Origin of the sequence: Saccharicrinis aurantiacus (assembly GCF_947489045.1) — a bacterium.
In the GTDB taxonomy this organism is placed as follows: Bacteria; Bacteroidota; Bacteroidia; order Bacteroidales; family Marinilabiliaceae; genus Saccharicrinis; species Saccharicrinis aurantiacus.
Genome location: NZ_CANLCN010000011.1, coordinates 16,918 through 29,636, shown reverse-complemented (window position 1 = coordinate 29,636; position 12,719 = coordinate 16,918). Strand labels below are relative to the sequence as shown.

Below are 12,719 nucleotides of genomic sequence, written 5' to 3'. Positions count from 1 at the left end.
AAGCATCAAATAAATAAAAAAGTTTTTTGTAAAGCAGCCTTGATCTTTTTTGCTTCGTTTTTTCTATCAAGAGAAAAAATGAAGTTGGGTTTGGGCAAACAGCCCAATACGTAATATTATTTAGAGTAATATTGGTGTTTTGGTATAATATCAATCGCATCCTAGAAGTTTTTATACAATGTGCTGCACGCCTTGTTTAGTATCGACCTCAGCCAGTGAACCAAAAAACAGGATTGAAATGACGGTTAAGAATTGTTTTTTGTTTGAGCGCTTTGAGGTACGAAAAAGGGCGAGTTTAAAACAATTCCAGTCATGAAACCTAGTTTTTTGAGTGAAGTGGGTGCAGTCGACGGTCTTTTTGCTTCCTTTTTTGACTGAAGAAAAAAGGAAGAGCCTTCACGGCTTGAGTGAAAAGTTATTTAGGACAATATTGGTTTTTAGTATAATATCAAGAAATATTCATGTGAATATTAAAGAAAAGCTGAATGATGTAAAATATCATTCAGCTTTTTTTGTGCCTATTTGTAAGCCCCAAAAACACTGTTTTATCTGTCTTTAATACAAGTAGGTTATTTCTAATTTTGTTAATTTAAAAATATGTACAGTAACGCGTAAAACTACAATAACTACCATTTAGTTAGTGATTTATATTTAAAAAGTTAATGTTAGGTTAAAGTTTTTGCGTATCATAATTCTTGCTCTATATTAGATTTATTGTTTCAAATATTTGATGCAACTAAACTTTAAAAACAGAAGAATTTATGGCAGAAGAAAAAAACAAAGTAGATGTTCAACTTTATGATTTAACGGTAACCGAAAATCCTACCGATTTTTTCGGACGTGTACGAAGCAAAGGTACTCTTGATAACTTTGCTATTGCTTCTCGTATAAAAAAAGAAGGAACCGAGTATCAGCTCGAATCTATGGTAGAGGTTTTAAACCCTGCCGACCGCATAAAATCTGAAGGCTTAGCCAGTGGTTATAACATTAACACTGGTATTATAAATGCGCGTTTGGGTGTGCAGGGCGTATTTTATAATGCCTCTTTTGATGCAAAGCAGCACACGCTTAAAGGAACGGTTAATTTAAGTTCTGATGCACGTGCTAAAATTGCTGACACTGGCGTTACAGTGCTAGGTCAGGCACAAGTAGGTACCCTTATTTACCGTGTGGTTGATAGCTTTACAGGAAATGTGAATAGCACCTTAACACCCTCAAACGCCGCTGTAGTAATTGGCGAAAAACTTGAGATTAAAGCCGAAGAGGCTTTTGCCGATGAGGTGGGCGCCTATTTTATTAGCCTAGCAGACGAATCGCGCACAAAATGCCAAATTATAAGCAGTAAAAATAAAGAACTCATTATTTTGATTCCAGCCCTGGCTGCTGGCGATTACGAGTTTGAGGTGGTAACGCAATGGTCGAATGGCACAATGTTAAAAGAACCGCGTTCAGAACGTTTTGATTCAGTATTAAAGGTTGACTAAATGGTTAATCTCATTAAACAATTACTTGCGTGAAATCTCACGCAGCCCTTGCGTGAAAATTTACGCAAGGGCTACTTAATAATCCAAGACGAGTGGCGTACAATTCTACGCCGAGTGGCGTGTAGTTTCACGCAAAGTTATAACAAATGAATTATCAAAGGTTTTTTTCTTTGTAACTATAAAAGTATAGAACCACCATATATGCTTAAGAAGAAAGCTCAGGAAGAGCTTTATACAAAAAGGACAAGCGAAGCGTAAGACGGTGGTGAGAGGGTCTCCGTTAGGTTAAGTGCCTAGCGGCACTCTACTTGATTACCTGCTGTTATTTTCCCGTTGATTATAGTCTTTCCATGTTTTGCTTTCAATAAGAGTGCAATGATAATTTATTGAACCTAACATCGACTTTTGATTCAAATGAAGTGCTGCTTTTTGGGCTTCAATATTAGCAAAAACTGCTTGTTCATACTTCCCTGCGCAATAAAGAAACCAACTATACTTATCCCATATAATGCAGTCATAATAATCATATTCTGATCCAGGGTATTCAATTGTTTTAATGTTTCTGTAGTAATAAATCTCGTCTGAATGAATAAATGAAATAGTAATGGCTAAGCAAATATAGGAAACAAGAATAAACTGAGATAAATTAAATTTTTGTCTATTTATAAAATACGTTCTTACCCATATAAAACTAATTAAACAACCAATTAGAAATAGTAAGGAAAATCCAAGTAAATCAGGTCCACATGGCCAATACAACAACCTAAATGAGATATAAGTTGTCCATATTGAAAACGTCAAATAAGATAAGCTACATGATAAATTAACTCTCCAATTTTTAATAATATGTAGAATACTATGCGTCAAAAGTAATAACGTTCCCAGCATTAGAATAAGTGCACTTCCTGGATAATGCATAACAATAAAGACTAATGCTATAAACAACAAGGTCCAAGAGGTAATGAGCAATTTTTTCATATTTCTTTTAATTGATTTCTGATTTTAATAGTTAAACTTATTAAGACATTTAATAGCAGGTAACGTTGACTGGATGAAGCTGTAAGCGGTTTGAAAAATCAAACCGCCCCACATTGTATATTCCAATTTGTTAGCTACCGTTATTCTTCGCTTTTAATAATTAATGAGTCGTTTTCATACTGTTCTATTTCAGATAATTTCCACTTTTCCGAATAAATAAATTTCTTAGTCAACTTAATTGAGTCACCGTGTTCTATAATTCTGTTAATTTTTCCATTCTCGTAAAATGATGTGTCTTGTCCAAATAAGCGATTATTACGGAAACTTGCATGTTGTGATAACTGACCTGTTGAATAAAAAATCATTAACTCCCCATTTGCTTTACCATTTTTATCATAAACTCTCATCATATGATTTTTACCATTAAAATGAAAAGACCTTACTGTGTCTATTTTTTTTCCATTGTCATATGTGACTATTTCACGCAATTGACCATTTGAATAAAAGGTTCGCCATGTTCCATGTTTTTCTCCATTTTCATTCACTTCTCCATCTTGATTTAATAGTCTCTGCTTAGAATACCTGTATTCTTGCTTCATTTCTTTAATCAACTTTGGTATTATTAGAAAACCAATGAAGAACAAAACTGGAATTAATAGATTTAGTATTTTTCTATTTTTATTATTCATGTTTATCTTCTATGCCTAAATGTAATATAAGTCACGAACCCAAATGGCAGCCAACTAAGATGTATTCGATCAATTGTATAATTACATCTTTATAGTTATTGTTTTTTTACTCCACGAAAATATAAAAACTAATGGTTTATGTTTACTATGTTACCCTAATATTTTCAGTTTTGTGCTAAGCTGTAGTGTTTTAAACGTAGTAAAGTTAAAACTGTAAGTTGCTTAAGGCGTGTTTGTACCTGTTATCCAAAGCTATTTTATCATTGAGCATTAGCTTATCACTTGACCTAGAGTAGTAATTGACTGCATGATAAGAGCCATATGAATTGAGAGATTTACGTATGGTGGTGATAGGAGTAGGGGTGTAATTCCCTTTTTACTTTGCTGAATATTTAAAATAAGCTAAACCATTCATACCTCTTATTGACATAGGTAGTTCATTAATCTTTGTGTTAACTACATCAACTAATTTAATTTTCTTGCACATGCCGAAACTTGGTAAATATTCGAGATTCTCATTATTTGTTAGGTAAATTTCTTCAAGGTTCTCACAATACATTAATACATCAACATCTCGAAGATTATTATTTCTAATTGACAAAGTCCTTAATTTTTTAAGTGATGTAAACCATCCCGGTATTTCAGTTAAGTTATTATCATCTAGAATTAACACTTCTACATCTGTGTCAATAATTGGAAGTTTTGTAAGGTTCTTATTGCTTAAGTCTGTCACATTACTTTGTGTTTGTCCGTTTCCACGATATACAATAACTGATTCAGTTGATTGTCCTGATACCAATAATGGAGCAAACAGTAAAATAAAGATGATCGTTTTCATAAAGTGATTTTCTAGTTAGTAATAGATTAATTTTTATTTAATAAAACGGATGTATTAAGTCCAATGGCTCTTGGGTGAGCAGATTAGAGATAAAACCTAAATCCACTACCTAAATCCTGCCGAGTCAAAGCTTGTTGTTTTATTTTAAGCCTTTCCAAAATTGAACCGCCCCACATTGTTTATTCCAATTTGTTGGGCTTTCGTGCTTATTTTTTAATTATATGTTCATAGTAAGGTTTATGGCAATCAGAAATTTCCTCTTCTCTAATAAATATATAGTTTTTCAATCTGTTGTCCGCATCAAATGCGTTATAGCACTCATTTGAAGCTGATACCAAATTATAAAAACCATATTTATTAGATCCTATTGATATTCTTTTGCCATACCTGCTTATATAATCTGATATTTCTTTCCTTGTGGTTAGTTGCCGCTTTTCTAATTCTCTCTCAATTTCTTTCCAAGAATAGAACTGAAGTGTATCGCTTTTTACTGTCCAGTATACTTTATCGCAAGTCCATGCACACCCCATACTAAAATATACTCCTGACTGATTTCGATATAAAACTATAAAATCGTTCAATCCGCACTCTGTCTTTCTATTCAAAACGGAATCTAACAATTGCATTTCAAGCACGCATGATATTTTCAGTTCTGAAGTGTCCACTTTTACGCTTCTATATCCAATTGCATAAACTTCCTGTATTTCATTAGTCTTCTTTGGGTCTAGTATCTCTTGCTTATTTTCAAGTTGAGAATAGGAGTCTATTCCGCAAACAACTAATAAACAGAAAAATACAATCACTCTCATAATTTGTTTTTTAAGTCACGTAAGGCATGAAATCCAACTAAGATGTATTCCATCAAATGTATAATTACATCTTTATAGTTATTGTTTTTTTACTCCACGAAAATATAAAAACTAATGGTTTATGTTTACTATGTTACCCTATTGTTTTCAGTTTTGTGCTAAGCTGTAGTGTTTTAAATGTAGGAAAGTTAAAGCTATAAGTTGCTTAAGGCGTGTTTGTAACTGTTTCCAAACCTACCTTTCCATTCATTTGTTTTTAATTCCTGTATTATCCCCATACTTCTCAATCATTGTCTCAAGTTCAGAAATGGTCGAATTTAAAAAAGACTGGTCACTTTTTAATTCAAATTCGAGAGTGTTTTCTTCTTCATATTTTTCAGTGAATTTTCCTCTCAAAATAGCATGTCCAAATTCATCATATGTAATTGTTGAGCGCAGATTATTCTCATACGAGAATAAACTTGCTTGTCCCTTTACCTTTTCTTGACAAATTTTAAGTTCTTGGTAAAAACTATACAAATCACCAGTTGTAATCCAAATGAGTCCTTTTATGTAATAATTTGAGCATTTAATTTCAATAACACTTTCAGTATCATATCCACCAAATGAACTTGTGGATTCTGGAAATCCATACATTTTTTTAATCTGTAGTTTAAGATATCCATTTTCTCCTTTAATCTCAATTCCTATCATAGTTGTGCTGCCGTGTGGTTAAATTACTGATAATGCTTCTAATAAAGGATGTAAGCTGATTTTGAAAAACCAAACCTCCAAAATTTTACTGAGCCGAAGCAAACTAAACCCTCGAATTCATACTGATTCGACTATTGTATATACAAAGAGTTAGGCTTTAGTGCTTTATTTCTTTAGTATTTGTATCAATTCTTTGTTTACATATAAAGTTTCTCGTCCGACTTTCTGAGATTCAAGCACACCAATACTTTCCAATTCTTTTAAATATCGAGATGCAGCTTTTCTTTCAACACCCAATTTACTAACAACAAATTCAATCTTTGAATAAGGTTGCTCAAATAGTAATTCTACAAGTTCTTTTCTATAAACTTTGGGTGCTTTTTCTTGAACTTTTATTATTGTTAAGTCAAGCTGGTTTTTAATCTTCGTTATTTTTGTAATTGTATTCTTTGAAGTGCTTTCTACGGCCTTAAGCATAAACATAATCCATTCCTCCCATTTTCCTAACTTGTTAGTTTGATTAAGGAGTCTATAATATTCAGCTTTGTTATCAATGATATAAGAACTTAAGTATAAAATAGGAACATCAATTAACTCATTCAGCATTAAATACAAGATATTCAAGATTCTACCTGTTCTACCATTTCCATCATAGAAAGGGTGAATGCTTTCAAATTGAAAATGCAATATTGCTAAATTAATCAATGGCGACAAGTCATCTTGTTTATTATAGTGATGAATGAAGTTCGTTAAAAGCTCTATTATCTCCACCTTATCTTGGGGTGGTGTATAAACAACTTCTCCAGTTGTGTCATTTTTTAATACCGTCCCTGGAGTATTTCTAATTCCAGCGGTATTATCAACTAATTGTTGCTGAATACTTACAATGTCGTTAACCTTTATAAATCCTTGTTTTTTTGCTAAGTCAAATCCATGAAATATTGCTTTTCTGTAATTAACAACTTCTTTAGTTTCTGCGGAAACTGTTGTTTTATTAACTGTTAAAGCTTTATATAATTCATCTTGAGTCGTAATAATATTCTCAATTTCAGAACTATCCTTTGCCTCCTGTAAAACTATCGCATTAATTAGCATTGCTTGATTCGGGATTGTCTTTGCAATACCTTTCAATTCAGCAAGTGCAGCAGTTGACTTATTCGTTTGTCGAAGTATCTCAATAGTTTCAACCTTTTCTCTTAGAGGAGGAAGCTTATCAAGTTTGTAATATGGTGCATTTTGTCCCATGTTCTTTTTATTTGTACCAAAAATACAATTTTAAGGACAAGTAGCAATGATTGTAGTGCTTTTTTGCATGAAGCCCAACTAAGATGTATCCCATCAAATGTGTAATTACATTTTTATATTCCACGAAAATATAAAAATTAATAGTTTATGTTTACTATGTTATCCTAATGTTTTCAGTTTTGTGCTAAGCTGCAGTGTTTAAATGTTGAATTGGTATTTTTGTAAACAACAAAGCCGCATTTTTTAAGTGCGGCTTTGTTATTTTATGTGTTATTGATTTTTACTCAAACTTACTAGGGTTTGCAGCAACATAATAACGCGGATCATCAATATCTCTAACAATGCGTTTATCTAAACCAGCATCAGCTTTCAGTAAAAGCTTAATACAGTCTTCACTCAAATGCTTTAAGGTAACATATTTGTTGGCAGCCTTATATTTATCTATAATGTTTGTAATAGCTTCCACACCCGAAACATCCGAAACTCTCGATTCAAGAAAGTCAATTTCTATAGAGCTAGGGTCTGCTTTAACATCAAATTTCTCATTAAACTCTTTGGTTGAACCAAAGAATAATGGACCCCAAATTTCGTAAATGGCCTTGTCCTCTTCATCTATTCTACGCTTGCGAGCACTAATGCGTTTAGCACTCTGCCACGAGAATACAAGAGCAGAAATAATTACCCCAACAAAAACAGCAATAGCTAAATCAAATACTACAGTAACAACCGATACTACAACTAATACAACCGCATCGCCAATTGGTATTTTATTTAAAATACGTAAACTCGACCATGCAAAGGTTTCAATTACCATAACAAACATAACACCTACTAATGCAGCAATTGGCACTTGTTCAATGTATTTATCTGCAAACAGGATGAAAAATAATAGGGTAACCGCCATGGTAACGCCCGATAAACGACCTCTACCACCTGAGTTAATATTAATAATGGTTTGGCCAATCATACCACAACCACCAGTTCCACCAAATAAACCACTAAGCATATTTCCTGCACCTTGCGCAATACATTCGCGGTTTCCGTTACCTCTGGTTTCGGTTAATTCATCCACTAGGTTCATGGTCATTAACGACTCAATTAAACCAACAGAAGCAGCCAAGAAAGAATAGGGTAGTATAAACTTTAAGGTATCCCAATTAAACGGAAGGTTTGCCCATAAGTCGGTATTTGGAGTTGGGAATTTACCTTTTAAACCTTCGCCACCACCTTCTCTAATATAAGAACCAACGGTTGATACATCTAAATCGGCAAAAATAACGATTAAGGTAGTAATAATAATGGCGGTAAGTGCTGCAGGTAATTTCTTGGTAGCCTTAGGTAATAAGTAAATAACTGCCATAGCAAATAATACCAAACCAATCATGGTGTACAGTTCTGGCCCGTGCATCCACACATCGGCATAGGTTTTTAATCCATCGGCAGCAACTTCTAAATGTTTGTGGGTAAACATTTTTATCTGCGCCCAAAAAATAACAATGGCCAAACCATTCACAAAACCTAACATCACAGGGTGGGGTATTAGTCGGATAAACTTACCTAACTTAAATACTCCTGATACAATCTGAATAATTCCCATTAGCACAACGGCAGCCAATAGATAAAAATAGCCCATGTTCTCAATAGGTACTTCCATTGCCATTCCGCGCGCATGGCCTTCGGAAATAAGGTGTACAAAAATTACGGCTACAGCTCCTGCTGCTCCTGAAATCAATCCAGGTCTACCGCCAAATAGCGCTGATATTAAACCAATAATAAATGCACCCGATAGTGCCACTAATGGATCAATCCTGGCAACAAAGGCAAATGCTACAACTTCAGGAATCATGGCTAATGAAACGGTAATTCCAGCAAGTACCTCATTTTTTACATTAGCTTTAGTAGCTAAGTTTTCTAAAAATCTCATATTATAAATTGTTTTATTTCTCGATAAGGGGGTATCCAAAATTAGGGCGCAAATGTAGTTAATAATATACTAATTCGGTATTGTATGTGGTTTCTTTTTACAAATAGAGCTTATGTATAATATTTTGTACTACAATTTAATATACCATGAAGTACATAAAAGGTGCAATTGTATACCTAAATACAACATTAGTCCCCTTTTTTTACATGCAAACACAACATATGTATAATATTACAATCACATATTTTTGTGTTTGCCTAGTTTTGCATGAGAAATAAAACACACCTAGATGGAAGAAATAAAAGTTAACCGTAAAATAGAGATCAATAAATTCTTTAAGATTAGTAGGATGAAGGAGGTAATTAAGCCTACTAAACCTCATAAACACGAAGGGTATTTCGAAATTATATTTTTATCAGAAGGAGCAGGAGTACATATAATAGATGAACACAACTATTCCGTTGAGCCTCCCTTATTGTTTTATATGAACCCCGGCCATGTTCATTGCTGGGAGTTTTCAAAAATACCGAAGGGTTATGTTTGTATTTTTAAAGAGGTGTTTTTAAGTGCCTATCCTGATATTAAATTGATATTTTCAAAATTAAGTACCAAATACAATCTGCCTCAAAAGAATATAAGCATTGAAAGTGATTTTAAGTTGATGCGCGAAGAATATGAACGAGATTACCCTGATTTGGATATTTTACGTCACTATTTAATTATTCTTCTATTAAAGATGAGTCACTTTCCTATACCTAAAGGCAATGTTCAAACAGAGGTAAACCCAACTCTATTCAAATATCGTCAACTCATAGAAGAGCATTATATAGAGGAAAAGAACCTAGAGTATTATGCTGATAAACTCAGCGTTTCAAAGCGCGTATTAAATAGCACCTGTAAAAAAGAAATCGGACGATCCGCCTCGTCTTTAATTAGTGAGAGAATTATAGTTGAGAGTAAGCGTTTATTGAAACATTCTAATAATTCAATATCAGAAATAGCTTATCATTTAAATTTTAACGATCCATCGCACTTTGCAAAATTCTTTAAGGGAAAAACAAATCTGACACCAGGTCAGTTTAGAGATAAACTTTAGAGAATATTTAAAGCTGAAGAACAAATGTACCCAAAATAGGTTAAATAGTACAAGAATCACGTAGGCCGTTACAATACATTTGCCTAACAGGAATAATCAAAAAAAAACGAAATGAACAAAATTTTATTACCATTAATGATGGTTTTTATCTCAATGTCAATTTTTGCCCAAAAAGGAGATATTAGAGGTTTTATAATAGATAAACAAACAAGCGAAAGTATTCCGTATGCAGGGGTTGCTTTGTATTTAGCCAATAGCACTGCGCCAGAGAAGGGTGCATCATCTGATATTGATGGTAACTTTATTATTGATAAAGTTAAGGCCGGTACCTATCGACTAGAAGTTTCTTTTATGGGATACGAAACAACAGTTGTAAAGGATATTGTTGTTAAGCAAGGTGATGTTAACGTGGGAGAAATAGCACTTGCACCTAATAATATCGAGATTGAAGGTGTTGAGGTTACTGCAATGAAAAAAACGGTGACCTCGAAAATAGACCGTAAAGTGTATAGTGCCGATGATTTTGCAACCGCAAAAGGGGGTACGGCTACTGATATTTTAGATAAGTTACCTGCAGTATCGGTTAGTCCAGATGGCGAAGTTGCTGTGCGTGGCGCTACCGATTTTATGGTATATATAAATGGTAAGCCAACACAAACCAGTGCAAGTGATATTTTAGCTCAAATGCCAGCAGAACAAATTGAGAATGTTGAAATTATAACAGTGCCAGGCGCACGTTATGATGCTCAGGGAAAAGGTGGAATAATAAATATTACTACGCAAAGAGGTGCCGCTGATGGACTTTCGGTGGTTGCCAACGGTATGGTTGGTGGTACGCCTTGGAGTAACGGTAGAGATGTTTATAGTAATCAAAAGCTTGATAACGATAGATACAATGCCAGCCTTAACCTAATGTATAATAAAGACAAGCTATCCATCACTGGAGCCTTTTCAATGCAATCGCGCAATAATAAAGGGGTAGGTATTATCGACCCTTACATTTATCAGCATCCAGAGGAATCTGTGAGCGGATATCCGGGGAGCTATTATGTACTAGATGGTGAAGGTTCGCGCCCTAAGTGGTACACAAATATTATGGGAAGTTTTGGTATTAATTATCAGTTTAACGAGAAATCGGATATTGCTGCCAGCTATCAATATTCACAACGTACCAGTGGTCGTACTGCAAACTATGTTTACGATGCCTATTTTGCCGATTCTCCTAAGGGAGAGCCTTATCCCGAAACTTTACAGCAAATTTATAACCCTAATGATATTCATAGAGATGGTTGGTTTAGTAACCTAGGCTTAGATTATAACTATAAGATTAGCGAGAAGTCAAAATTCAGTTCATCTTTTATTTACGAGACCTCTGAATTACAACAAACCATCGATAATAAAGAGTTCGCTTACGATGGTGATCGTTATTATTACGATGATAAACCAGATTTTCACTCTTTCCAGAGCGATGATACTCCATTAGATGCCTATCGTTTAAACTTGAATTTTGAGCATGCATTTGATAATGGAAATACTATGAATGTTGGAGTTCAGCCACAATGGGTGCGTTTAGAAGGCGTGTTTGAGTATGATACTATTGTTGGAAACGAGTATTGGGGCGAGCCTGAAAGCTACGATAACAACATTGATTTAAAGCGCGATATTTATGCCGGATATATTGATTATGCCGGAAAAGCCGGAAAGCTAAACTACGTAGTTGGCTTGCGTGCTGAGTATATGGATCAGCTGATGAATGTAGCAAGTACCGAATATTTTGAATATGTATACGGATACTTTGAAGAGGTGGGAGATGGTCGTGACTTTGACCAAACAGATTTTGAGCAACGTAAGTTCGATTTATTCCCAACCTTACATGCAGAGTACCAAATGAATGACGCAAATAGTATTTCGTTAGCAGCCAGCCGACGTATCAATCGACCGCCAGCCAAAGATATGGCGCCATTCTTATACCGCCGTCATCAGGAGATTTATGAGATGGGAGATCCATTATTAAAACCAGAGTATATCATTAACACTGAAGTTAACTATAACCGTAGGTTTGCTAAAAGTGATATGACAATTACAGGTTTTTACCGAGGCGTTAATGATGCCATTTACCGTGTAAACCGAGTGGCCTACGATATGGGTAACCCAGGAGGAGTTTTGTTACGTAGCTATACAAATGCCGGTAACCAAAGCGCTTTAGGTGTTGAAGCAGGTTTTAACTTCGACTTGTTTAGCAAGGTGAAATTATTTGCAGGTGGAGCAGTGTACGATTTTAGGGTTATTGCTGATGACGAGTTATTAGGTGAAAGTCGCAATAGTAGAAGTACCAACTGGAATGTGAAAACCAATGCATCATGGATGATTACAAAACCATTGAAGCTAACTGTTGATTATTCTATTAAATCGGCATCAGTTACACCACAGGGAGAAAGCATACAGTTCGAAATGTTAAATGCCGCTGTATTATACGCTCCTAAAACACTTGAGGGTTGGACCTTTTCTGCAAAAATGTTAGATGTTTTGGGGACCAATCAGGCCGGTGGTTATACTGCGGCTTACGAAGGCGATCAGATATTATTACGTCGCGACTATGTCTATGATTACGAAGGACAGATTGTTGAGTTAGGAGTTAGTTACTCGTTCAACAGTAAGAAAATAAAAAAGCAAAGAAAGCACATTGGAGATGATTATTTTTAAATCATTCAATAGTGTAGAATAATATTATTTGAACCGCGGACTAGTTAACTTAGTTCGCGGTTTTTTTATACCCCTTTTTTGTGGACAGACTCTGGTTTAATAGTAAAACAATCAATCGTTACTATCAAAGAGTCACGATTGATATAGAAAGAATCACGTGAGATACTTTTTACATCCACTTTAATAGAAAAACAATCAATCGTTACTATCAAAGAGTCATGATTGATATAAAAAGAATCACGTGAGATACTTTCTACATC

At 34.4% G+C, this 12,719-nt stretch carries 10 protein-coding genes; 3 read left to right on the top strand and 7 right to left on the bottom strand.

Going from position 1 to position 12,719, the window contains the following annotated elements; genetic code table 11:
* Positions 1–761 precede the first annotated feature (761 nt).
* A complete protein-coding gene (locus QMO11_RS13485; RefSeq protein ID WP_282037760.1) occupies positions 762–1,484 on the top strand; it encodes a DNA-binding domain-containing protein in 723 nt (240 codons plus the stop codon).
* A 312-nt stretch (positions 1,485–1,796) separates the two neighbouring features.
* Here the strand turns inward: QMO11_RS13485 and QMO11_RS13480 are convergent, their stop codons facing one another.
* The 7 genes from QMO11_RS13480 to QMO11_RS13450 form a co-directional block, all read right to left on the bottom strand.
* On the bottom strand, positions 1,797–2,462 hold the full coding sequence (locus QMO11_RS13480; RefSeq protein WP_282037759.1) for a hypothetical protein: 666 nt from the start codon (positions 2,460–2,462) through the stop codon (positions 1,797–1,799).
* Positions 2,463–2,602: 140 nt separating this feature from the next.
* Positions 2,603–3,151 carry a toxin-antitoxin system YwqK family antitoxin gene (locus QMO11_RS13475; RefSeq protein ID WP_282037758.1) on the bottom strand — a complete coding sequence of 183 codons (549 nt, stop codon included), beginning with the start codon at positions 3,149–3,151 and terminating at the stop codon, positions 2,603–2,605.
* A gap of 376 nt (positions 3,152–3,527) precedes the next feature.
* Positions 3,528–3,989 (bottom strand): leucine-rich repeat domain-containing protein, encoded by a 462-nt coding sequence (locus tag QMO11_RS13470; protein ID WP_282037757.1) that lies wholly within the window; start codon positions 3,987–3,989, stop codon positions 3,528–3,530.
* Between the two features lie 206 nt (positions 3,990–4,195).
* Positions 4,196–4,798 (bottom strand): hypothetical protein, encoded by a 603-nt coding sequence (locus QMO11_RS13465; RefSeq protein ID WP_282037756.1) that lies wholly within the window; start codon positions 4,796–4,798, stop codon positions 4,196–4,198.
* Positions 4,799–5,044: 246 nt separating this feature from the next.
* The gene (locus tag QMO11_RS13460) at positions 5,045–5,491 is read right to left on the bottom strand and encodes a WapI family immunity protein (protein ID WP_282037755.1); all 447 of its coding nucleotides are present in this window, start codon (positions 5,489–5,491) and stop codon (positions 5,045–5,047) included.
* Positions 5,492–5,656: 165 nt separating this feature from the next.
* On the bottom strand, positions 5,657–6,736 hold the full coding sequence (locus QMO11_RS13455) for a Fic family protein (protein ID WP_282037754.1): 1,080 nt from the start codon (positions 6,734–6,736) through the stop codon (positions 5,657–5,659).
* Positions 6,737–7,016: 280 nt separating this feature from the next.
* Complete coding sequence (locus QMO11_RS13450; RefSeq protein ID WP_282037753.1) at positions 7,017–8,660, bottom strand: SulP family inorganic anion transporter; 1,644 nt, start codon at positions 8,658–8,660, stop codon at positions 7,017–7,019.
* Positions 8,661–8,949: 289 nt separating this feature from the next.
* Here QMO11_RS13450 and QMO11_RS13445 point away from each other — a divergent pair, with 289 nt between their 5' ends.
* Entirely contained in the window at positions 8,950–9,756 is an 807-nt protein-coding gene (locus QMO11_RS13445) for a helix-turn-helix domain-containing protein (RefSeq protein WP_282037752.1), read from the top strand.
* Positions 9,757–9,867: 111 nt separating this feature from the next.
* Complete coding sequence (locus QMO11_RS13440; protein ID WP_282037751.1) at positions 9,868–12,459, top strand: outer membrane beta-barrel protein; 2,592 nt, start codon at positions 9,868–9,870, stop codon at positions 12,457–12,459.
* The last annotated feature ends 260 nt before the right edge of the window (positions 12,460–12,719 follow it).

Bases quoted from the DNA above. Each gene is read 5' to 3' on its own strand.
- QMO11_RS13485 (WP_282037760.1), top strand. From the start codon at position 762: ATGGCAGAAGAAAAAAACAAAGTAGATGTTCAACTTTATGATTTAACG.
- QMO11_RS13480 (WP_282037759.1), bottom strand. From the start codon at position 2,462: ATGAAAAAATTGCTCATTACCTCTTGGACCTTGTTGTTTATAGCATTA.
- QMO11_RS13475 (WP_282037758.1), bottom strand. From the start codon at position 3,151: ATGAATAATAAAAATAGAAAAATACTAAATCTATTAATTCCAGTTTTG.
- QMO11_RS13470 (WP_282037757.1), bottom strand. From the start codon at position 3,989: ATGAAAACGATCATCTTTATTTTACTGTTTGCTCCATTATTGGTATCA.
- QMO11_RS13465 (WP_282037756.1), bottom strand. From the start codon at position 4,798: ATGAGAGTGATTGTATTTTTCTGTTTATTAGTTGTTTGCGGAATAGAC.
- QMO11_RS13460 (WP_282037755.1), bottom strand. From the start codon at position 5,491: ATGATAGGAATTGAGATTAAAGGAGAAAATGGATATCTTAAACTACAG.
- QMO11_RS13455 (WP_282037754.1), bottom strand. From the start codon at position 6,736: ATGGGACAAAATGCACCATATTACAAACTTGATAAGCTTCCTCCTCTA.
- QMO11_RS13450 (WP_282037753.1), bottom strand. From the start codon at position 8,660: ATGAGATTTTTAGAAAACTTAGCTACTAAAGCTAATGTAAAAAATGAG.
- QMO11_RS13445 (WP_282037752.1), top strand. From the start codon at position 8,950: ATGGAAGAAATAAAAGTTAACCGTAAAATAGAGATCAATAAATTCTTT.
- QMO11_RS13440 (WP_282037751.1), top strand. From the start codon at position 9,868: ATGAACAAAATTTTATTACCATTAATGATGGTTTTTATCTCAATGTCA.